The organism is Shimia abyssi, assembly GCF_003014475.1.
Classification (GTDB): Bacteria; Pseudomonadota; Alphaproteobacteria; order Rhodobacterales; family Rhodobacteraceae; genus Shimia; species Shimia abyssi.
The window spans coordinates 60,107-81,167 of record NZ_PYGJ01000013.1 but is presented as its reverse complement, the minus strand read 5'-3'; the positions used below and the strand labels follow the sequence as shown (position 1 = coordinate 81,167).

At 52.2% G+C, this 21,061-nt stretch carries 20 protein-coding genes; 6 read left to right on the top strand and 14 right to left on the bottom strand.

Features of this window, described 5'->3' with window-relative positions:
• Nucleotides 1-17: 17 nt before the first annotated feature.
• Both CLV88_RS17045 and secA read right to left on the bottom strand, forming a co-directional pair.
• Nucleotides 18-1,043, bottom strand: a complete 1,026-nt coding sequence (locus CLV88_RS17045) for a hypothetical protein (RefSeq protein ID WP_106609617.1) — start codon at nt 1,041-1,043, stop codon at nt 18-20.
• Between the two features lie 85 nt (nt 1,044-1,128).
• Nucleotides 1,129-3,834: a preprotein translocase subunit SecA gene (gene secA / locus CLV88_RS17040; RefSeq protein ID WP_106609616.1), complete on the bottom strand. Its 2,706-nt coding sequence runs from the start codon at nt 3,832-3,834 to the stop codon at nt 1,129-1,131.
• Between the two features lie 172 nt (nt 3,835-4,006).
• On the opposite strand from secA, the gene CLV88_RS17035 reads away from it, so the two are divergent.
• From CLV88_RS17035 to mutT, 3 genes are read left to right on the top strand one after another with little or no spacing between them, the layout of a single operon-like run.
• Complete coding sequence (locus tag CLV88_RS17035) at nt 4,007-4,864, top strand: peptidylprolyl isomerase (protein WP_106609660.1); 858 nt, start codon at nt 4,007-4,009, stop codon at nt 4,862-4,864.
• Between the two features lie 14 nt (nt 4,865-4,878).
• Nucleotides 4,879-6,108 (top strand): bifunctional glutamate N-acetyltransferase/amino-acid acetyltransferase ArgJ, encoded by a 1,230-nt coding sequence (argJ, locus tag CLV88_RS17030; RefSeq protein ID WP_106609615.1) that lies wholly within the window; start codon nt 4,879-4,881, stop codon nt 6,106-6,108.
• Nucleotides 6,105-6,503: an 8-oxo-dGTP diphosphatase MutT gene (gene mutT, locus CLV88_RS17025; protein ID WP_106609614.1), complete on the top strand. Its 399-nt coding sequence runs from the start codon at nt 6,105-6,107 to the stop codon at nt 6,501-6,503. Before argJ ends, mutT begins: the two co-directional genes overlap by 4 nt.
• A gap of 402 nt (nt 6,504-6,905) precedes the next feature.
• Here the strand turns inward: mutT and infB are convergent, their stop codons facing one another.
• From infB to pip, 6 genes are all read right to left on the bottom strand, one after another.
• Nucleotides 6,906-9,395, bottom strand: coding sequence for a translation initiation factor IF-2 (gene infB, locus CLV88_RS17020; protein WP_106609613.1), 2,490 nt, complete (start codon nt 9,393-9,395; stop codon nt 6,906-6,908).
• Nucleotides 9,392-10,024, bottom strand: coding sequence for an RNA-binding protein (locus CLV88_RS17015; RefSeq protein WP_106609612.1), 633 nt, complete (start codon nt 10,022-10,024; stop codon nt 9,392-9,394). Before CLV88_RS17015 ends, infB begins: the two co-directional genes overlap by 4 nt.
• A gap of 22 nt (nt 10,025-10,046) precedes the next feature.
• A complete protein-coding gene (gene nusA, locus CLV88_RS17010) occupies nt 10,047-11,672 on the bottom strand; it encodes a transcription termination factor NusA (protein WP_106609611.1) in 1,626 nt (541 codons plus the stop codon).
• A gap of 2 nt (nt 11,673-11,674) precedes the next feature.
• Nucleotides 11,675-12,256: a ribosome maturation factor RimP gene (gene rimP, locus CLV88_RS17005; protein WP_106609659.1), complete on the bottom strand. Its 582-nt coding sequence runs from the start codon at nt 12,254-12,256 to the stop codon at nt 11,675-11,677.
• 144 nt (nt 12,257-12,400) lie between these two features.
• A complete protein-coding gene (locus CLV88_RS17000; protein WP_106609610.1) occupies nt 12,401-13,855 on the bottom strand; it encodes an ABC transporter substrate-binding protein in 1,455 nt (484 codons plus the stop codon).
• Between the two features lie 71 nt (nt 13,856-13,926).
• The gene (gene pip / locus CLV88_RS16995; RefSeq protein WP_106609609.1) at nt 13,927-14,898 is read right to left on the bottom strand and encodes a prolyl aminopeptidase; all 972 of its coding nucleotides are present in this window, start codon (nt 14,896-14,898) and stop codon (nt 13,927-13,929) included.
• Nucleotides 14,899-14,948: 50 nt separating this feature from the next.
• On the opposite strand from pip, the gene ubiG reads away from it, so the two are divergent.
• A complete protein-coding gene (gene ubiG / locus CLV88_RS16990; RefSeq protein ID WP_106609608.1) occupies nt 14,949-15,695 on the top strand; it encodes a bifunctional 2-polyprenyl-6-hydroxyphenol methylase/3-demethylubiquinol 3-O-methyltransferase UbiG in 747 nt (248 codons plus the stop codon).
• A gap of 2 nt (nt 15,696-15,697) precedes the next feature.
• Here ubiG and CLV88_RS16985 read toward each other — a convergent pair whose 3' ends face one another.
• Genes CLV88_RS16985 through CLV88_RS16970 form a run of 4 tightly spaced genes read right to left on the bottom strand, consistent with a single transcriptional unit; the run spans nt 15,698 to nt 18,014 of the window.
• Nucleotides 15,698-16,138 carry a MarR family winged helix-turn-helix transcriptional regulator gene (locus tag CLV88_RS16985; protein WP_106609607.1) on the bottom strand — a complete coding sequence of 147 codons (441 nt, stop codon included), beginning with the start codon at nt 16,136-16,138 and terminating at the stop codon, nt 15,698-15,700.
• Nucleotides 16,138-16,968 carry a carbon-nitrogen hydrolase family protein gene (locus CLV88_RS16980; protein WP_106609606.1) on the bottom strand — a complete coding sequence of 277 codons (831 nt, stop codon included), beginning with the start codon at nt 16,966-16,968 and terminating at the stop codon, nt 16,138-16,140. Before CLV88_RS16980 ends, CLV88_RS16985 begins: the two co-directional genes overlap by 1 nt.
• Nucleotides 16,969-16,973: 5 nt before the next feature.
• Nucleotides 16,974-17,231 (bottom strand): glutaredoxin 3, encoded by a 258-nt coding sequence (grxC, locus tag CLV88_RS16975; RefSeq protein ID WP_106609605.1) that lies wholly within the window; start codon nt 17,229-17,231, stop codon nt 16,974-16,976.
• Nucleotides 17,232-17,267: 36 nt separating this feature from the next.
• Nucleotides 17,268-18,014 carry a ComF family protein gene (locus CLV88_RS16970; protein WP_243403701.1) on the bottom strand — a complete coding sequence of 249 codons (747 nt, stop codon included), beginning with the start codon at nt 18,012-18,014 and terminating at the stop codon, nt 17,268-17,270.
• Here CLV88_RS16970 and CLV88_RS16965 point away from each other — a divergent pair, their 5' ends adjacent.
• Both CLV88_RS16965 and hemH read left to right on the top strand, forming a co-directional pair.
• Nucleotides 18,015-18,836, top strand: coding sequence for a methyltransferase domain-containing protein (locus tag CLV88_RS16965; protein ID WP_106609603.1), 822 nt, complete (start codon nt 18,015-18,017; stop codon nt 18,834-18,836).
• A gap of 31 nt (nt 18,837-18,867) precedes the next feature.
• The gene (hemH, locus tag CLV88_RS16960; RefSeq protein ID WP_106609602.1) at nt 18,868-19,920 is read left to right on the top strand and encodes a ferrochelatase; all 1,053 of its coding nucleotides are present in this window, start codon (nt 18,868-18,870) and stop codon (nt 19,918-19,920) included.
• Between the two features lie 92 nt (nt 19,921-20,012).
• On the opposite strand, the gene CLV88_RS16955 is transcribed toward hemH, so the two are convergent.
• Nucleotides 20,013-20,195, bottom strand: coding sequence for a hypothetical protein (locus CLV88_RS16955; RefSeq protein WP_106609601.1), 183 nt, complete (start codon nt 20,193-20,195; stop codon nt 20,013-20,015).
• Between the two features lie 144 nt (nt 20,196-20,339).
• On the bottom strand, nt 20,340-20,936 hold the full coding sequence (locus CLV88_RS16950) for a L,D-transpeptidase (RefSeq protein WP_106609600.1): 597 nt from the start codon (nt 20,934-20,936) through the stop codon (nt 20,340-20,342).
• Nucleotides 20,937-21,061 lie beyond the last annotated feature (125 nt).

Genomic DNA, 21,061 nt, shown 5'->3' with positions numbered 1-21,061 from the left:
GGCCCTGACCTTGTTGATCAATTCTGGGCGATTGTCAGGTCTTGCAACAGGTTTTTCAACACCAGAAATTCACCTATCGCGTCACAATCAGGCATGTGCAGCGAATACTCATGAACTTCTTTGATCTTGCCCTCAATCATCTCAATGGACTGGCCCGAAACGTGCTGACCACAATTTGTTTCCGAGATTTCGGCCTCAACCGTCACTCGTATACTCGCTTGTTGTGGCAAGCTCCCAGAAGGAAATGTATAAACTTCCGCTGTGTTCGCATTTGGAATTCCGGGATCGCCCAACTGTATCAGGAATCCGCCTTTTCCATCAATGACTGCTGTAAGTTCTCTTGGAGTATCTGCCGAAACATGCCCGGAAGTTCCATAACTCGCGCCGAATTCGAGCGCGTGGAGTTGAAGCCCCTCAATGCCGCTACCCTGCAGAACTGCTCGCTCATACAGCACAGCGCTGTCGACAGATAGCGAGGTAACAGCATGGTCGCCGTTCGCAAATGTGGCAACCACATCGACCTCCTCTGACAAGGCGGGAACAAGAACCTGCAAGTACCCTTCAGCACCCACTATTTCGGTAAACCGCAAGCCTTTGTGCTCAAACGTTACGCGTTCACCAGCTTGGCATGGTGCCGTAAGGTATACCTCCAACATCGCTGCCGCTGCGGTCTTGGCATCGAGCAACACATCACACCCAAGAGCAGGAGAGTGCTCCTCTTGAGGCAACATGCCTACCGGAACATCCTTTGAAACGATAAGGACGAGCGGTTCTTTGGGTAGCTCTGCCTGCAATGTCGCATCCTCTGGCATGGGGGGCAATGACTTGGCTGCTTTCGATTGTGGTTGCGTCAAACCCGTAGACAGGCTGGTTTCTTCAATGTGGTCAGAAATGGCTGCACTGTGTCGGGCTGAAACAGCAGGGGCTTGGCTTGCCTCACTTGACTGCATGAAAAACCCTATGGAAATGGCGATCGAAAAGGTTGCACCAGCTAGTGCATACCTACGATATACATTTTTCATTTTCGACATTTTGCGCTCCATTCCTCTCCTTCCCCACGCAGCGGTTTTCGCAATAAAAAAGGGCACCCATAAGGCGCCCTTTTGATCATTGTCTGACTGAATTCGGTCAGGCTAGCCGACCATGGCAATGTTTGAACTTCTTACCGGATCCACAAGGACAAGGCTCGTTGCGCCCCGGATTTCCCCAGGTTATTGTGTCGTTTTCGTCAAAACCATCTTTGGCGTTCTCAGGATTGGAAACCACCGACGGTTCCGCAGATGTTTGAGCAGCCTGCTGCAGTTGCTGCTGCTGCGCGGCCATTTCCATTGCCATTTGTTTTTGTTCTTCTTCTGACATTGGTCGTACACGGGACAAGGTTGTCGTCACCTCCTCACGCAAACCATCAAGCATAGATTCAAACAACTGGAACGACTCATTCTTGTATTCGTTCAACGGATCACGTTGTGCATACCCGCGGAAACCAACAACAGAGCGAAGGTGTTCAAGCGTCAGAAGGTGCTCGCGCCATTTGCTGTCGATTGTCTGTAGCAGGATTTGCTTTTCGATCATCCGCATAGATTCCGGCCCGAATGCCACAGCTTTCTTAGCCATTGCTTCATCGCCTTCTTTTTCCAAACGCTCACGAATGTCGTCGTCATCGACACCTTCTTCATTCGCCCATTCAATCACAGGCACGTCCAGGCTCAGTTTTTCGATGCACGCCGCATACAAGCCTTCGGTGTCCCACTGATCGGCATAGGATTTCGGTGGCATGTACTGCTCGATCAAATCCGAGATCACGTCATGACGCATGTCCTGGGCGATTTCAGAAAGGTCTTCGGCTTCCATGATTTCGCGACGCTGGCTAAAGATCACCTTGCGCTGATCATTCATCACGTCGTCGAATTTTAGAAGCTGCTTACGAATGTCGAAGTTTCGGCCTTCGACCTTGGCCTGAGCCCGTTCTAGCGACTTGTTGACCCAAGGGTGCACAATCGCTTCGCCTTCTTTCATGCCAAGCGTAGAAAGAACTTTGTCCAACCTCTCAGAACCAAAAATGCGCATCAGGTCGTCTTCAAGGCTTAGGAAAAACGCTGAACGTCCGGGATCCCCTTGACGGCCCGAGCGGCCACGAAGCTGGTTGTCGATGCGACGACTTTCATGACGTTCCGTCGCCAGAACAAACAATCCACCGGCCGCCTTCACAGCTTCTTCGTCAGAATTATGAGCTTGCTCAATCTCCTTGCGGATCGCTTCGTGATCCCCCTCAGGATTGTTTGCAATCGCCTCCAGAACTTTGAATTCGACGTTGCCACCCAATTTGATGTCCGTACCACGTCCAGCCATGTTGGTGGCAATTGTGACTGCGCCAAGTTTACCGGCATCGGCAACAATCTGCGCTTCTTGCTCGTGTTGACGAGCGTTCAGAACGCTGTGTTTAACGCCTGCATTGGTTAGCAAGTCGGCCAGGAATTCCGACTTCTCGATCGATGTCGTCCCCACCAAAATTGGCTGACCTTTACCGCTGGCTTCTTTGATGGTTTCAACGACCGCTTCATATTTTTCTCGCGCAGTACGATAGACGGCGTCGTCTTCGTCTTGCCGAGCAATTGGACGATTTGTTGGAACTTCAACAACCCCAAGGCCGTAAATCTGGGCGAACTCCTCAGCCTCAGTTACAGCGGTACCTGTCATACCCGCCAGTTTATCATACAAACGGAAGTAGTTCTGGAACGTCACCTGAGCCAACGTCACGTTTTCCGGACGGATGTTGCAATCTTCTTTGGCTTCAATCGCTTGGTGCAAGCCCTCAGATAGGCGACGACCTGCCATCATGCGACCAGTGAACTCATCGATCAGCACAACTTCGCCATCCCGCACGATGTAGTCTTTGTCACGTGTGAACAGTTTGTGGGCACGCAGGCCTTGGTTTACGTGGTGCACAAGCGTAGTGCTCTCGGGATCGTAAAGGCTCTGTCCTTCGGGGAGCAGGCCGCGCGCCGAAAGATGCTCCTCCAAGAACTCGTTACCTTCGTCAGTAAAGGTGACGTTCTTGGTTTTTTCATCGACAGAATAGTGTCCTTCTGACAGCTCAGGAATAAACTTATCAATGGCTACATAAAGATCAGAGCGATCTTGCGCCGGTCCTGAGATAATCAGCGGCGTCCGTGCTTCGTCGATCAGGATCGAGTCAACCTCATCCACGATAGCAAAGAAATGATCGCGCTGAGACATCTCACGAAGATCGCTTTTCATGTTATCGCGTAGATAATCAAAGCCAAGTTCGTTGTTTGTGGCGTACGTTACGTCACAGGCATAGGCTTCGCGCTTTTCGCCATCTGGCTGGTTCGGATAGACAACACCGGTCGTCATGCCAAGCGCGCCGAAAACCTTACCCATCCATTCAGCGTCACGGCGGGCGAGGTAATCGTTCACAGTCACGACGTGAACACCCTTGCCCATCAGGGCATTCAGGTACGCAGGGAAGGTAGCAACAAGCGTTTTGCCTTCGCCAGTTTTCATCTCCGAGATATTACCCTGGTGCAGAAAAATACCGCCCAGCAGCTGCACATCAAAAGCACGCAAGCCCAAGGCACGCCGAGCGGCTTCGCGACAGTTTGCAAACGCTTCGGGCAACAAATCGTCCAGACTCTCGCCACCCTGCGCGCGCTCAGACAATTCATTTGTCTTTGCTATGATCTCTTCATCAGAGAGTTTCTCGAAATCCGGCTCCAGCGCGTTGACCTTGGCCACCAACGGACGCGTCGCCTTTACCTTGCGATCATTCGGCGTTCCGAAGACCTTTTTGGCAATTTTTCCCATTCCGAGCATTTAACATCGTCCTTCGTTGACACTTATGTGCGAAGCAGTTGCTTGCTGTCCTGATGTACTACTCATACAAACAGACAACCAAACAGTTTGCCCTAACCTCACAGCGATGTAAGGGGCGTCAAGAACAGTGTCAACGCCGCCAGCCAGCGCGGCCTATGCCAAGGACCAAACGATGTCAAAACAGCTCAAATTCCTGTGCGCAACTGCGCTTTGCGCAGCGATCTCTATGCCTGCCGCAGCACAAGACACGCCAGACATCAATTCGGTTGTTGCTAGCGTAAACAGTCAAGACATCACGTTGGGTGAAATGATTGCCGTGCGCGACGCTTTGCCGGACCAGTACAAGTCACTGCCAGCAGATGTGCTGTTCAACGGAATTCTGGACCAACTGATACAACAAACTGCCTTGGCGCAATCTATTGGCGACGCGGTGCCTAAGCGCATTGAACTGGTACTTGTGAATGAGCGCCGTACCTTGCTGGCCGCAGACGTTATTGATCACGTGTTGACCGAAAACGCGCCGACCGAAGACGATGTGCAGTCAGCCTATAACGAAAAATATGGAAATTTTGAGGGGGCACCCGAGTTCAACGCGTCACACATCCTGGTGGAAACCGAAGAAGAAGCCAATTCCATTCGCGAAGCCCTGAATGCAGGCAGTGATTTTTCCGAAATGGCCAAAGCCAAGTCAACCGGCCCTTCTGGCCCTTCTGGCGGCGCACTTGGCTGGTTTGGCCTTGGTCAGATGGTCCAACCGTTTGAAACAGCGGTCACTTCAATGGCGGTCGGAGAGATTTCGCAGCCGGTTGAGACGCAGTTTGGCTGGCATTTGATCATTCTAAACGACAAACGTCATCAGGCCGCACCCTCGCTTGAGGACGTGCGAGCAGAATTGCAAACTGAGTTACAAAACAAGGTGGTAGATGCCTACGTAACCGAACTGACGCTGAAATCCGAAGTTGATCGTTCCGGCGCAGAAGGCGTGGATCCATCTGTGATTTCCCGTAGTGATTTGCTAGACGTCGAATAAGCTAGAGAACGACAATGGCCGATATTTTACATATTTCTCCGTTAGCGCCCAAATCCTTTCCCGATCTTCCACGGGTTGCTGGGGCTGAATTTGCGGCCATTGAGGCCGGTATAAAATATGAGGGTCGCAAGGATGTGACCCTCATACGATTGGCACCAGGCACAACGATGGCGGGCGCTTTCACCAAATCGTCAACCCGTGCGGCTCCTGTTTTGGATTGTCAGGTCAAAATCAGCGGCGATAGCACCGATGGCGCGGCCATTGTCGTAAACGCGGGTAATGCAAATGCGTTTACTGGGAAGAACGGAATGCAAGCCACTGAGGCCACAACAAACGCGGTTGCGAGATGCCTTCAACTCCCAGTTGAGAGGGTGTTTTCATCTTCGACGGGGGTTATTGGCGAACCGTTACCTTACGAGAAGATCACAACAAAACTGGAAGAGTTGAAGACCCAGTTGTCGGAAACGTCCATTCATGATGCCGCAGAAGGTATCCGGACAACTGACACTTATGCAAAGGGCTCTGGCCAAACAGTGCTCATTGACGGTGTTTCTGTGAACATCGCCGGTATCGCAAAGGGTTCGGGGATGATCGCTCCGGACATGGCGACGATGCTTGTCTATATTTTCACAGATGCCGAAATTGAACGTGCCACATTGCAGGAAATGGTATCAGAACTGACCGAAAAAACGTTCAATTGCATTACCGTAGACAGTGATACGTCAACGTCAGACACATTACTTGTAGCGGCGACCGGCCGATCAGGCGCTCGAGTAACAAGTGACAACGGACAATTCAAAAATGTTCTGCATGAGGTCATGCTGGATTTGGCTCATCAAGTTGTAAGAGACGGTGAGGGCGCTACCAAGTTTCTAGAAGTGAGGGTCACGGGTGCGGCGGATGCAAAGGACGCAAAGACCCATGCAATGGCAATCGCCAATTCGCCATTGGTTAAAACAGCAGTAGCTGGCGAAGATCCAAACTGGGGTCGCGTTGTTATGGCGATTGGCAAAAGCGGAGCAGCCGCGGATCGGGACAAGTTGTCCATTTGGTTTGGTGAAAATTTAGTCGCCGAGAATGGCTGGATTTCTCCCGAATATCGGGAAGATAAGGGCGCGCAGTATATGCTACAGGAAGAGCTTAAGATTACGGTTGATCTCGGTTTGGGAGAGGGCAACGCGACCGTCTGGACATGCGATCTGACTCACGGTTACATAACTATTAACGCGGATTATCGCTCATGAAGACGGTTCTTGTTTCGGCAGTTGTCCTGGTCGACACTGACGGTCGCATTCTGTTGGCACAGCGCCCAGAGGGTAAATCGATGGCTGGAATGTGGGAATTTCCAGGCGGGAAAGTTGAGGCAGGAGAAACTCCCGAGGGGGCTTTGATCCGGGAGCTCCAGGAAGAACTGGGCATAGATACCTGGGAAAGTTGTCTCGCTCCACTTACTTTTGCGTCACACAGCTATAGTGATTTTCACCTGTTGATGCCCGTCTACATTTGTCGAAAATGGAACGGCATTCCCACGTCCAACGAGGGGCAGGCGCTCCGCTGGGTGCATTCTGAAAACCTCAGAGATTTCAATATGCCTCCTGCTGATTTGCCTTTGCTGCCCATGATTAGAGACTGGGTTTAAGCTAGTTGCATAGTTTTTTGGCACTAGTGTTTAGTTTTTTCTAAAAATGCGAAAAGTTTATTCTTCTCTGGTTTGGCGGGTTACGCTAACGTGAAGTTAATGTGACGTCCGATACGGTTTCACAGAGGTAACAACGAACTTATATCTAACCTGTCAATCAACTGGGGAGTTTTGACATGCTTAGGACTATAACAGTGGGCAGCAGCGTCTCTATCCAAGGGACATTTGTTCGATCGCTACCTTGCGGTCGAATATCTGTTCGAGTTGGCAATACTGTTTATGCTTGCTTGCCAATATCCGCGACAGCTTCCTAATGTCCAGAGGTGTTCGCTCTTAGATCAAGTAAAAACAGGGGTTGCATTCAGCAACCCCTGTTTGATTTTGGATACACTACTAAGCAATTTAGTCTAAGCTTCTAGACACTTCTTCGCGCTCAAAGATCTCAATGACGTCTGCAGGTCGAACATCGTCATAGTTTTCAAATGCCATGCCGCATTCCTGACCAGACTGCACTTCAGAAACCTCATCCTTGAAACGTTTGAGTGTCTTGAGTGTACCTTCATGAATAACTACGTTGTCACGCAGCAGGCGAACACCCGCAGAACGTCTTGCAATACCCTCAGTTACAAGACATCCCGCTACTTTTCCGACGCCGGAAACTTTGAACACTTCCTTGATTTCCGCGTAGCCGATGAAGTTTTCACGGATTTCCGCAGACAGAAGACCCGACGCAGCAGCTTTGACGTCATCTACAAGATCATAAATGACCGAGTAATAACGAATTTCGACACCCTTTTGGTTTGCCGTATTTCGAGCAGACGCGTTTGCTCGGACGTTGAAACCCATAATCGGCGCACCACTTGCTTCGGCAAGCCCAACATCTGTTTCGGTGATCGCACCAACGCCAGAGTGAAGAACGCGAACGCGCACTTCGTTATTGCCGATCTTTTCCATGGCTTGAACGATTGCTTCGGTTGAGCCTTGAACGTCAGCTTTGACTAAGATTGGCATTTCAGCGACGTTCTCGTCTTCCTTAGCTTTTGCCATTAGCTGTTCAAGCGTAGTCGCAGCACCGGCTGCGGCGCGCTTATCTTTGGAGACTTGCTCGCGGTACTCTGCAATCTCTCTGGCCTGCGCTTCAGTTTCTACGACGTTCAACACATCGCCCGCTTCTGGCGTACCGTTGAGACCAAGAACCTCTACCGGAACCGAGGGTCCTGCTTCCTTAACGCGATCGCCCTTGTCGTTGATCAGCGCACGGACCTTACCGAACTGCTCACCAACAACAAAGATATCACCTTGGCGCAGCGTTCCATTCTGAACCAAGACAGTCGCAACCGGACCACGACCAACATCAAGCTGGGCTTCAATCACCGCACCTTGAGCGGAGCGCTTTGGATTCGCATTAAGCTCCAGGATCTCAGCTTGAAGCGCGATCGCCTCCAGCAACTCATCTAGGCCCTGACCAGTGATCGCAGACACCTCTACGTCCTGAACTTCACCCGACATTTGCTCAACGATCACTTCATGCTGAAGAAGCTCCGCGCGCACCTTGTTTGGATCAGCTGCAGGGCGATCAATTTTATTGATCGCCACGATCATCGGCACACCAGCTGCCTTGGCGTGGTTAATAGCCTCGACCGTTTGCGGCATCACCGAATCGTCTGCGGCCACAACAAGTACAACAATATCAGTCACCTGAGCGCCACGAGAGCGCATCGACGTAAACGCCGCGTGGCCTGGTGTATCCAAGAAACTCAACGTCACACCTTCATCGGTGGTCACCTGGTAAGCGCCGATGTGCTGAGTAATGCCGCCGGCTTCTCCGGACACAACCTTAGCATCTCGAATAGCGTCAAGTAGTGATGTCTTGCCGTGGTCAACGTGACCCATGATCGTGATTACCGGAGGACGGGACACTAGATCATCTTCGCTGTCTTCAATCGCCGCGATAACATCCTCAACATCAGAGTCGGAAACGCGTACAACCTTGTGTCCGAACTCTTGAATGATGAGTTCTGCAGTGTCAGCATCGAGCGACTGGTTTTGCGTAACCATCATACCCATCTTCATGAGTTCTTTTACAACATCAGCCACGCGCTCTGCCATGCGGTTAGCAAGCTCGGAAACGACAATCGCTTCAGGCAACTGAACGTCGCGGATAACCTTTTCCCGCTCAACAGAGCCACCCATCGCTTTTTGACGAGCGCGTTCCTGTTTACGCTTCATCGCTGCCAGCGATTTTTGACGCCCACCTTCTCCGGAAAGCGCTTGGTTCAGCGTCAGCTTGCCTGAACGACGTCCGTCATCCCGGCCCTTACCACGGTTCTGCCGCTGCTCACGTTCCTGCTTGCGGGGCGCTGCTGCTGGCATGGGTTTGTTGCTAGGAACACGTGCCGGCGCTTCGGATTTGGGCTGAGCTGCGGCGGCTGCAGCCTCAGCTGCAGCACGTTTCGCGGCTTCCTCAACCTCAACGCGCTTACGCTCTTCATCTTCTGCCTTTTTGCGAGCTTTTTCCTCAGCTTCGCGCTGTTCGCGCTCCTTGGCCTCCGCTTCGCGGCGACGACGCTCGCGATCTTCCGCACGGGCCTTTTCTTCAGCCTCACGGCGAGCCGCTTCTTCAGCCTCACGCGCTTTAGCTGCTTGCAGAGCTTTCAGGCGACGCTCCATTTCCGCATCGGAAATTCCAGCCGGGCGACGAGCAGGGTCCCCACCGCCTTTTGCAGAAGAAACACCTGTTTTAGCCGCACCTGGTTTGGGAACCACAACGCGTTTACGTTTGGTTTCCACCACGACATTCTTGGTTCGCCCATGGCTGAAGCTTTGCTTCACGTTACCAGGGCGGTTTCCGCCGCGCAGACCCAAGGTTTTTTTACCGTCGTTATCGCTCATCTAGCTGTCTTTTCCTTCCCGGTGGCCCCTGCCACCGCAATTCCGCGTACGCCTTTTAATCTTTGAGCTTCCTGTACAACACGTTGAGCGAGTCCACCAGACGCAAGCGCCCCATGTATCACAGTTTGTCGTCCAAAAGCCAAACCCAATTCGTCTGCCGTAAGCCAGTCAATGTGGGAACCGCCAAAAGGGGGGCGCAGTTTGCTTTTTCCTCGTTCGGACCCATCGGCCGCCTGCAACAGGATTTCCGCCTGTTCTTTGACCAACCAATCTTTTACTTTTTCGAATCCGGTCACAGCGTGACCTGACTTTCGCGACAGGCTGATCAATTCGATCACCCGTCGTTTCAGCTGTTTCTCGACCTGATCCGCTAAATCAGGCGAGGCCGTTACTTTGGTTTTGGACGCACGCGAAAACAGGCCTTTAGTCGCGGACTTTGTAATCGCATCGCGGTCGGCGCTGACCCACATGCCACGTCCTGGTAATTTCCCAAGCACGTCTGGCACGACTTGGTTTTCCGGGCCAACCACAAAACGCACCAAAGTATCGCAAGCCGAAATTTCGCCGGTTGCGATACACTTGCGTTCGGGTCCATCCGCCCTGTCGCTGGGTCGTCCACCGCGCCCCATGTCGAGCCCCCGAGGCCTGAAATCAGGCCTCGGCCTCCTCTTCACTGTTAGTTTCTACGCTGTCTTCCGCACCTTCTTCTGCGGCAAGCTCAGCCGGATCAACCCAACCCAATACGATGCGCGCGGTCATAACCATGTCTTGCGCTTCTTCCAATGAAATACCATGGGGTTCTAGAAGCCCATCATCCTTAACTCGCTCGCCATCCACGGTTGTCCAACCGCCGGCCAGCTCCCAATCAGCACAAGTTGCGAAGTCTTCTAGGTTCAGAACGCCGTCTTTCGCCAACGCTTCAATCATTTGAGGTGTAAGGCCCTCAAATGCAACTAGGCTATCTTCGACACCCAATTCCCGTGCCGCATCCAGTGCTGCACGATTCTGAGCTTCAATATAGTCGCGGGCACGAGCTTGCAATTCATTCGCAGTATCCTCGTCCACACCATCGATAACCAAAAGCTCGTCGACCTCAACATAGGCGACCTCTTCCAGATTGGTAAATCCTTCTGATACCAGCAGCTGGGCAAAGAACTCGTCCAAATCGAGCGTATCCATGAAGAGCGCTGTGCGCACTTCGAATTCTTTCTGGCGGCGCTCGGATTCCTCGGCCTCGGTCATAATGTCGATGTCGAGCGCGGTCAGCTGCGATGCGAGTCGCACGTTCTGACCACGACGACCAATCGCCAGCGACAGTTGTTCGTCAGGAACAACAACTTCGATTTTGCCAGCTTCTTCATCCAGAACAACTTTGGACACTTCTGCTGGCTGCAATGCGTTCACAAGGAAAGTTGGCTGATCTTCGTTCCAAGGGATAATGTCGATTTTCTCACCCTGAAGCTCATTCACAACGGCTTGAACACGGCTGCCGCGCATACCAACACAGGCGCCAACGGGGTCAATCGATCCGTCATACGAAATCACAGCAATCTTGGCGCGAGAACCAGGATCGCGCGCAACTGCTTTGATATCAATGATGCCATCATATATTTCAGGCACCTCCATCTTAAACAGTTCCGCCATGAATTCAGGTGCCGTACGGCTCAGAAAGATTTGCGGTCCGCGGGTTTCGCGGCGCACATCCTTAATAAAGCAGCGGATGCGATCATTTGGACGATAGCTTTCGCGGCCAATCTTCTCGTTGCGGCGCAGGATACCTTCGCCTCGACCCACATCGACGATGACGTTGCCGTATTCTTCACGCTTGACCACACCATTGATAATGGTGCCCGCACGATCCTTGAATTCTTCGAATTGGCGATCACGTTCTGCTTCGCGCACCTTTTGAAGGATAACTTGCTTGGCTGACTGCGCCGCAATACGGCCCATTTCTACCGGCGGAACCTCCTCGACAAAGGTATCACCGACAACAGGATCAGCCATATATTGTTTGGCCTGCTCGACCGTGAATTCGGACTGATAATTTTCCAGTTCTTCGTCTTCGACAACTGTGCGAACTCGAGTGAACGTAGCTTTACCGGTACGGCGGTCAATCGACACGCGAATATCCATCTCAGCGCCATAGCGGGATTTCGCAGCACGCGCCAACGACTCTTCCATCGCTTCAACGACCAAAGACGGGTCGATCATCTTTTCGCGGGCAACCGCTTCGGCTGTTTGCAACAGTTCAAGCTGGTTTGCAGAGGTAATTGCCATTTCTATTCCTCCTCGGACTTTTCAGTCTCGATCTCGTCAAAATCGTCTTCGTTCAGTGTGCCCGCGGCTTTTCGCGCCTTGAGCATTTCCTTGACCAATTCGTCGGTCATGACCAGTTTGGCTTCGGCCAGCCAGTCGAAATTCAATCCAACCGTTACGGTCTCGCCCTGATCGACAATGTTGATCAGCACTTCATCACCCTCAACACCCGCCAATACGCCTTTGAAACGTTTGCGTCCGTCGATCAGCTCACTTGTTTCAAGCTTGGCGTCATAGCCTTCATACGTGTCAAAATCCTTGAGGCGAGTCAAAGGCCGGTCGATGCCCGGGCTGCCCACTTCTAGCGTATAGCTATCTACCAATGGATCTTCTACGTCCAAAGTTGCGCTGATCGCATTCGAGATTTCAGCGCATTCATCCACTTCGATCCCACCATCAGGACGCTCGGCCATGATTTGCAAAGTGTGGGTTTTACCCCCCATCAGACGCAGACGCACCAATTCAAAACCCATGTCTTCGATGACAGGGGCAACAATGTCGGCCAGCTTGCGGTCGATCGCCGCTTTGGCAATAAGGTCACTCATCTCACGTGCTCCAAGCACAAAAAAACGGGCACGCGGCCCGTCGATCTTTCTCGGTGGAGCGTTGAAGCTTCCCTCAACACGCCGCTGTTGATTGGCGATATACGTTGCATTGATCGAAACTGCAAGAGACAACTTGGCTAGCCGTTAGGCATGCCACCAGCGCTCTGCTATTCGCGCATTATCAAGGGTACGCATATTGCCAATCGTCGAAGGCTGCATGACGGTTTGACGAGAAGCAAATAGGTGGTCGGCAAAAACAGGAATAGCCATCGGTCCCGTTTCTTGCATCACAACCTGGATATCCTGATACAGAGTACGTCGGCGCCACGAATCCATTTCCGAGCGGGCGGCTGAAATCAACGTGGAAACGCTGCTGTCCAGCCCGCAAACCCCGGCCTTGGTCGCGAAAGTCGAAAGCGCCCAATCCTCGATGATGCGACCAGAGGAATGTCCCAGTTCAACGTTAGTGCAGACGCCTTGCGAGCTCAATGCTCGCGCGTTGCGATCATGAACTGGCAGAGAAAGTGCGCCTGTGTTCATCTCATCAAGCCCATGCTTTCGTAGGAAAAAGCGCGCCTGATCCGGGTCATATGTCGACGACTGAATGTCACGCGCAAAGTATTGGTTTTGAGGACCAATTGGGGTGTCTTGCGCCACTCGACCGTAGCCCAACAAAACTTCGTCAACCAAACCCTGCCGGTTAATTCCCACCCTCAACGCCCGCATCAAGTCGTTCTTTTGGTCTGGCCGAATATCGGATGACAGCGACATGCTAATATACTGATTGCCTTGTGCACGGTGCAGCTTGACCCTACGGTTTTCGACGCTTTCCCGAGCCGTATGTGCAGACAATTGCGAAATGACGTCGACGACCCCGGTCTCGAGCATTTCGGTTCGTGCATTCGCCGCAGCTTCATTAAGAAGCGTAATTTCACCAAAGAACCCTGAGGAGTTACCTTTGTAGTGCTCCGAAACACGACGCGCTAACAGGCGTTTGCCGGGTTCGAAATGTTCAACCTGATATAGTCCGGTGCCAATCCCCTGTACCATCGCCAATTCTATCATACCAGATGGGTAGATAATCAGGTGATGGTCAGCCAACAGATAGGGGAAATCCGGGTTTGAAGACCCTAGTATGAACTGTATCTGGTGATCTGTGATCACCTTGATTTCTGCCAGGGGCGCCAAAAGCGGTGCCGCTGGAGAAGTGTTCAACACACCGCGATGCAGCGCCAACGATTCAACAACATCCCGCGCGCCGAATTTCTTTCCATTGTGAAATACAACACCCTTACGCAAGTTGACCGTCCAGACGCGGGCGTCAGAACTGGCTTCCCAGCTTTCGGCTAACTCTCCACGCAAAGCGCCATCGGGTCCGATTTCAGTGAGGCAATCAAAAACGGCGCCATGCGCTGCGACCTGCATAAACAAACCAGAATGCGTGCGTGCGTCCCAAGAATCGTTTGGCGTTGCACCTGCCAGCGCGACACTCAGCGCACCACCACTGCGAGGCGCCGCGTTAACAGACATGCCAGACGCCGCCAAAACACCAGCGGCGGCACCGCTTGTCAAAAGGCTACGTCGGCTGATTCTGGACATAGTGTCCTGCTCCGTCCAAGGATTGCGGACAACAGCAGACGGTTTTGCCGTGCCATTGTCCAGCCATTTTACTAAATCTCGGCGATATCATCCATGATACGCACCAGTTCCGCACTAATTCCCGGCTCACTCAATGCATGGCCAGCATTTCGGATCATACGCAATTTTGAGCTCGGCCAAGATTGTGCAAGCTCATAAGCTGACAGAGGCGGGCAAATCATATCGTAGCGACCCTGGACAATGTGCCCCGGAATATTTTTCAGCTTGTACATATCTCTAAGAATTTGGCCGTCCACTTCAAGGAAACCTTTGTTCTGGAAATAGTGATTCTCTAAGCGCGAAAAAGCTCTGGCGTATTCCGCTGGTGGCTCGCCCCCAAAACCGTTTGAATAGACTGACGCCAAAGCGTTTTCCCAACTCGCCCAAGCTCGTGCGTACTTGACCTCAGTCGCATGATCGCCCGAAAACAATCGGCTGTGATACGCTTTGATCATGTCGTCACGTTCATCTACTGGAATCAACTCTTCAAAACGCTGCCATGTCTCTGGCCAGAATCGCCCGGCACCACCTCTGTAAAACCAATCCAGCTCGGATTGACGCATCAGAAAAACGCCGCGTAACACCAGACAGACAGACCGTTCCGGATGGGTCTGAGCGTAAAGTAGAGACAGCGTTGCCCCCCAGCTGCCGCCGAACACGATCCAATGATCAATTCCTAGATTCCCGCGGATCATTTCCATATCCGCGATCAGATGCCATGTTGTGTTTGCCTCGACACTTGCGTGTGGGCGCGAACGACCACAGCCGCGCTGATCGAATAGGATAATCCTGTATACCTTGGGGTCAAAATACCGTCGCATTGCCGGACTGCACCCTCCACCGGGGCCACCATGCACAACAACAACTGGCAACCCATCCGGATTGCCCGTTTGTTCGTAATAGACAATATGGCCATCGCCCACGTCCAAGTGTCTCTGGTCAAATGGTTCGACCGGAGGGTAAAGATAATGCACTGCGCGCTTTTGGCTCAAGTTTCTGTCCATGTCCTTCCTATACTGGTTGTGACAGCCCAAATGAACACGGATTATCAAAAATGCAAGCAACTCAGACCACTGTCGATCCCGCTGAAGTCGCTAAATTCGAAGCTATGGCTGCGGAATGGTGGGACCCAAAGGGGAAATTCAAACCGCTCCATATGCTGAATCCGTGCCGTCTCGACTATATTACGTCTCAGATCGCCGCAGAGTTCAATCGTGACCTGAATGTCGCGCTGCCATTCGAAGGGTTGCGAATTCTCGATATTGGATGCGGCGGCGGTTTGCTTTCTGAGCCCATGGCCAGACTCGGCGCGACTGTTGTGGGCGCTGACGCCGCCGAGCGCAATATTCCGGTGGCGCAAGTTCATGCCGAGCAGTCTGGGCTTACTATCGACTATCGCCACACAACCGCCGAGGCGATGGCGGCAGATGGCGAGCAATTCGACGTCGTTCTGAATATGGAAGTTGTCGAACACGTCGCTGATCCACTGTCCTTTCTCACCGCTTGCCAAGAGCTCTTGAAGGCAGGCGGCCTACACCTGTGCTCGACGATCAATCGCAACCCTAAGAGTTTCGCGATGGCTATTGTCGGGGCTGAATTTGTCATGCGCTGGTTACCCAAAGGCACCCATGAATGGAACAAATTCATTACACCTGAGGAGCTTTTCGCACTAATCGAACAGGCTGGGTTGGAACCCGTTGATCGAAAGGGTTTCGTATTCAACCCGATAACTTGGGGGTGGTCCATTTCCGCGCGAGATCTGAGTGTGAACTACGTAACAAGTAGCCTTAAATCGGCGTGAAATTAGGCACTTTCGTCAAGTTGCAGCCGCAATTCACGTAAAATTGGAAGAGCGGAACGAACCCGCTCTTCGCCTAGTTTCTCCACGATATCGCTAATCATCGGCGCAATTCCCTGAAGAGCAGCATCGCGCGCATTGCGCCCGGCCGGGCTGATCGCGACCATTTTTCGGCGTGCGTCGTCCCAATCAGGGCGAATATGAACATATCCGGCCATTTCCAGCTTGCCCAATGTGTTTGTCATTGCCCCTCGTGTAACGTGAAATGTTTTGGCGAGCTGAGCAGGGCTCCGCTCATCTTGGGCTCGATCGAGATGGTTCAAAACCGAAAAATGAGAAAGTTCCATTCCTTTGGGAAGGACTTTGGACAAGCGTGAACGGGCGAGCTGATCCGCCATCAGGATCTCGCCAAACAAGGTAATCGCTAGGCCGTTTTTATCGTTCATCAAGGTCCGTCAAAGGGGCGATCATGGGTCAGCGCCGGAATACGACTACGTGCCTTGTCTACTTCTTTGAGGTCAAGATCAACAAAAGTTATTCCCGGTTCATCGCCAGCATCTGCCAACACCTTTCCCCAAGGGGCAACGACCATGGAGTGACCATGTGTGCGCCTTTTTTGCCCACGACTTGCAGCGTGTTGACCAGTTTGGGCGGCCGCGACTACGAAACAACCTGTCTCAATAGCGCGCGCGCGCAACAGTGTCTCCCAATGTGCAGCGCCGGTCACATGTGAAAAAGCTGCAGGAACTGTAATTATTTGCGCACCAGACTGAGCAAGCGCCCTGTGCAAATGCGGGAAGCGCACATCATAGCAGATTGTAAGTCCTACTTTACCCCAAGGGGTTTCCGCCAAAACGGCATTTTGACCAGGACGATAACCGTCGGATTCACGGTACGTCTCTTCCGAAGAAACTTCAACGTCGAACATATGGATCTTGTCATACCGAGAGACAATTTCACCACGATCGTTGACCAAAAATGATCTGTTTGCAAATCGCCCATCAGCATCTTGAGTTTTCAGACCCAGACTACCAATTGAAAGCCACAGTCCAAGCTCCGCACTCAGCTCGCTAAGTGCAACAAGCGTTTGGTCATTCTCTTCCGTTTGCAGAACTGCATTCTGATGAGCTCGACTAGTTGAAATACAATTGGTTACCTCCGGTGTAAACGCAAAATCCGCGCCACCAGCTTTGACCTCATGCAACATTTGAGAAACCAAACCGAGGTTTTTCTCGGGGTCGTCCGAAGAGGTGATCTGCAAAAGGGCCAGTCGCAAAGCAGTTAGGCCGCCAATAATTCGTCAAGCTTGCCCGCGCGCTCTAGTGCGTGAAGCTCATCACAGCCGCCGACATGATCCTCACCCACAAAAATTTGAGGCACAGTTCGTCCACCATTTGCGCGCTGGATCATTTCCGGCTTTCGTTCGGGATTGCGAAAAACATCAATCTCGTTGAACTCGACGCCCTTTTGGCTCAGCAGACGTTTCGCAGCGTGGCAAAATCCACAAAGCGGGCTGGTATAGATTTCTACAGGTTTCATCACATTTCCCTAAATCGGCAACTTGTTTTGGCTGATTTAGGCATCCTTTGCAACGCGCGCTAGTGTTATGATGATCACTTCCGTGGCATGGCCAGCAAGACATGCTTGTGTACACGCCTCTAGCGTCGCGCCAGTTGTCATCACATCATCGACCAACAAAACCGAGCGACCGGCCATCCGGTGCAGGCGCTTAGGGTGCGCTTGGATGGCACCGATAAGTGCCGATATGCGCTCTGCGCGACATTTTCCTTCGCTGCTCTGTGTATGCTTTGTGCGAACCAAAAGGTCAGGACAAAAAGACAAACCAACCTCTTTCGATAATGCTCCGCCAAGTAATGCTGACTGATTGAATCGCCGCTTAACCATGCGTCGCCAATGCAAAGGTACGGGCGCTATTATCGTATTCTTTTCGAGCAAAGGGCGAATTGAATTGGCCATCCACTTTGCTGCCGGGGCAGCGATATCCTGTCTGTCGCCATGCTTTAAAGCAAGAATCAGTTTTCGCGCCGAGTCGGCGTACACCAGCGCGGCGCGCCCGCGCTTCCAGCTGCGCGGATTCTGCATGCAGTCATCGCAAAGCTCCCGATGCCCGTCACCGCTTCCTGGAAGCTGGGTGCCACACGCATCACATACCAACCCGCCAATAAAAGGCGTATTTGACCAGCAAGTTCCACAAAGCCCAAAGTCACTGTCAACCATTTGCCCGCAGCCTACACACCGGGGCGGGTACACCACTCTTAGAGCTGTTTGAAACTTCGAAATCATCGCTCTATTGTCCGCCATATGCAGGACACCCCCTTGATCACAGACCGAACAGCGCTGCTTAGAAACCGGGCGCGCGCAAACCTTGCGCAAACTGGGTTCCTTCACGATGCCGCCTTTGAGGACATTCAGGATCGCCTGCGCATGGTTAATAAGTCGTTTACGGCGCCAGCGATTGTCACTGGGTTTCCAGAACATTGGAGGGTTTGTGTTCCCGGTGCGAAGGTTGTGTCCGACGAAGACACACTTCAGCTTGAGCAAGGGGCGCATGATCTGATCATCCACGCCATGTCGCTTCACTGGGCCAACGATCCTGTTGGGCAAATCATCCAATGTCGACGAGCGCTCAAACCTGATGGCTTGTTCATGGCGGTGGCATTTGGTGGACAGACGCTTAACGAATTACGGGCTTCATTGGCGCAGGCTGAAGTAGAAGTGACAGGCGGGCTTTCTCCGCGCGTGGTTCCGATGGGCGAGATTCGCGAACTTGGCGCGTTGTTGGAGCGCGCAGGATTGGCCTTGCCTGTCGCAGACTCTCTACCGTTAACTGCCACTTACGAAACACCTTGGAATTTGATGAAAGAGCTCCGGTTAATGGGTGAGACCAATGCCTTAACTGGTCGTCAACGCACCATGACCCAGCGGAAATTAATGATCCGTGCTGCAGACATTTACGTAGAAGAATTTATGTCTTTCGGCAGAATACCGGCGACATTCGAACTCATTTTCCTGTTGGGATGGGCGCCAAGCTCGGATCAACCGAAACCGCTCCGGCCGGGATCTGCAACTGCGCGTCTGGCAGACGTGCTGGGATCCTCGGAATTGAAACTTCCCGGCGACTGACGCCGGACTCACCCACGGAATACAAGCGACCATGAACCAAGCTATCTGCCCCCGGCACGCTCCTGCGGATCACCCCAAAATCGCACCCTCAAAAACAGGCATTTTGTTGGCGAATTTGGGAACTCCTGACAACTATACCTATTGGCCGATGCGTCGTTACTTGAACGAGTTCCTGTCTGACCAACGCGTCATCGACTATCCTAAATGGAAGTGGCAACCGTTGCTGCAACTGATCATTTTGACAAAACGCCCCTTTTCAAGTGGCAAGGCGTATGAGTCGATTTGGGACAAAGCGCGCGGCGAGAGCCCACTGATGACCATCACCCGTAACCAATCGGAGAAAATTGCAGCCGAGATGGACAACCGGTTTGGCGAACAGGTGATGGTCGATTTCTGCATGCGATATGGCAACCCTTCGACGATTTCCAAAGTGAGAGAGATGGTCGCCGCAGGCTGTGATCGAATTTTGTTTTTCCCTCTCTACCCTCAGTATGCAGGCGCGACAACCGCGACAGCAAATGACCAGTTTTTCCGCGCGTTGATGGAAGAGAAACGGCAACCAGCCGCGCGTACTGTTGCGGCTTATTGCGACCACCCCTCGTATATTGAAGCTTTGGCGCAATCTGTAGAGAAAGCCTATGCATCATTTGAGAAACGTCCAGATCTATTGGTCGTCTCCTATCATGGGATGCCAAAGCGGTATCTGATGGAAGGTGATCCCTATCATTGCCAATGCCAGAAAACGACCCGCCTGCTTCAAGAGAGATTGGGGTGGGGCAAAACCGAGCTTAGAACAACATTCCAATCACAGTTTGGTCCAGAAGACTGGCTGCGCCCTTACACAGTGGATGAGGTTGCCCGATTGGCAAAAGAAGATGGGAAAAAGAACATCGCCGTTGTTGCGCCAGCTTTCTCGTCGGATTGCATAGAAACACTTGAAGAAATCAATGAAGAGATCAAGGAGAGCTTTGAGCACGCAGGTGGTGAGACATTCCATTACATCCCATGCCTGAACGATAGTGCCGAACACATTGACGCGCTATCGAACATTATCGCGGAAAACCTGGGCGGCTGGGTCAAATAGCTGCCGGGCTGCAATCAGTTTGCCCAGCTTAGCATATGAAAAAGGCAGAGCCAAAGCTCTGCCTTTTCCTACTTTAAAAATCTGTTTCCAGATTACAGTGCAGCTGCACCTGCGGCTACGATAACCAGCAGCAACAGTGGAACCCAGATGTTCGAAGACGAGCTGCTAGCAGCTTCTTCGATTACGGGGGGTTCAACAACCGGATCTTCCAACGAACCTGCGAACGCGGTCGAAGCGGCGGCGGTCATTGCAGCAGCGAGAACGAGTTTCTTCATAGTATCCTCCAGAATTCGCTTAACGTCACAAATGAGGACGACGTTAAGCACCCAAGTCTTACCTCGTGTTTCTGTCTAAACAGCAAAAAACATTGATTGCAAACCCAAGTTACGGAGAATCAGCGCCTTGCTGTGCAAATGTCGTCAAATTAGCAACACTTGAGTGCCTACATTGGTCAGCGCGAACAGCTCGGAAATGTGTTCATTAAACAGACCGATACAGCCATTGGACGAACGACGTCCGATTTTCCGCGTATCGTGTGTTCCGTGGATCCGATAATAAGTCCAACTCAGGTACAACGCGTGCGTCCCCAATGGATTATCAGGACCCGGACCAACATAGTCAGGCCATTCAGGATTGCGCTTTTTCATGGAAGGCGTTGGGCGCCAGCTTGGACCTTCCACTTTCCGCACAACTTTTGTTCGCCCAAGCCGAGTCAGGTCTTCTGTCAGGGGTACCGAAGTTGGGTACAGCTTGTATGTAGATTGATCCGCAGACCAATAATGTAGGGCCCGAGAAGTGGTATCGACCAAAATGGCACCACCATTCAGGTTCGAAAAGTATGGTTGCCAATCGAGTGACCGGAAACTGGAAATGTTGCGCACAACCGATTCGCTAAGATCACGCTCAACTTCAGTTGTCTGAGATTCTGATTGTGCAATTGCGGGAGCGCCGAAAAATGCGGCTCCGGTTGCGAGAAACGAACGTCTCCCAAAATTTCTTTTCTTGTGATCTGCCATGACTCGCTCCAAAAAACACTGCCGGATTTGGTGGCAAAGGATATTGCGAGAATATCGCAGTCGCAAATCAATCTACCGTTAAATGGGCAAGGTCACGCCTAAGTGGGTTTCCAATGCAACGTCTC

Coding starts and splice junctions, on each gene's coding strand:
- CLV88_RS17045 (WP_106609617.1), bottom strand. CDS start 1,043: ATGGAGCGCAAAATGTCGAAAATGAAAAATGTATATCGTAGGTATGCA.
- secA (WP_106609616.1), bottom strand. CDS start 3,834: ATGCTCGGAATGGGAAAAATTGCCAAAAAGGTCTTCGGAACGCCGAAT.
- CLV88_RS17035 (WP_106609660.1), top strand. CDS start 4,007: ATGTCAAAACAGCTCAAATTCCTGTGCGCAACTGCGCTTTGCGCAGCG.
- argJ (WP_106609615.1), top strand. CDS start 4,879: ATGGCCGATATTTTACATATTTCTCCGTTAGCGCCCAAATCCTTTCCC.
- mutT (WP_106609614.1), top strand. CDS start 6,105: ATGAAGACGGTTCTTGTTTCGGCAGTTGTCCTGGTCGACACTGACGGT.
- infB (WP_106609613.1), bottom strand. CDS start 9,395: ATGAGCGATAACGACGGTAAAAAAACCTTGGGTCTGCGCGGCGGAAAC.
- CLV88_RS17015 (WP_106609612.1), bottom strand. CDS start 10,024: ATGGGGCGCGGTGGACGACCCAGCGACAGGGCGGATGGACCCGAACGC.
- nusA (WP_106609611.1), bottom strand. CDS start 11,672: ATGGCAATTACCTCTGCAAACCAGCTTGAACTGTTGCAAACAGCCGAA.
- rimP (WP_106609659.1), bottom strand. CDS start 12,256: ATGAGTGACCTTATTGCCAAAGCGGCGATCGACCGCAAGCTGGCCGAC.
- CLV88_RS17000 (WP_106609610.1), bottom strand. CDS start 13,855: ATGTCCAGAATCAGCCGACGTAGCCTTTTGACAAGCGGTGCCGCCGCT.
- pip (WP_106609609.1), bottom strand. CDS start 14,898: ATGGACAGAAACTTGAGCCAAAAGCGCGCAGTGCATTATCTTTACCCT.
- ubiG (WP_106609608.1), top strand. CDS start 14,949: ATGCAAGCAACTCAGACCACTGTCGATCCCGCTGAAGTCGCTAAATTC.
- CLV88_RS16985 (WP_106609607.1), bottom strand. CDS start 16,138: ATGAACGATAAAAACGGCCTAGCGATTACCTTGTTTGGCGAGATCCTG.
- grxC (WP_106609605.1), bottom strand. CDS start 17,231: ATGAAACCTGTAGAAATCTATACCAGCCCGCTTTGTGGATTTTGCCAC.
- CLV88_RS16970 (WP_243403701.1), bottom strand. CDS start 18,014: ATGGCGGACAATAGAGCGATGATTTCGAAGTTTCAAACAGCTCTAAGA.
- CLV88_RS16965 (WP_106609603.1), top strand. CDS start 18,015: ATGCAGGACACCCCCTTGATCACAGACCGAACAGCGCTGCTTAGAAAC.
- hemH (WP_106609602.1), top strand. CDS start 18,868: ATGAACCAAGCTATCTGCCCCCGGCACGCTCCTGCGGATCACCCCAAA.
- CLV88_RS16955 (WP_106609601.1), bottom strand. CDS start 20,195: ATGAAGAAACTCGTTCTCGCTGCTGCAATGACCGCCGCCGCTTCGACC.
- CLV88_RS16950 (WP_106609600.1), bottom strand. CDS start 20,936: ATGGCAGATCACAAGAAAAGAAATTTTGGGAGACGTTCGTTTCTCGCA.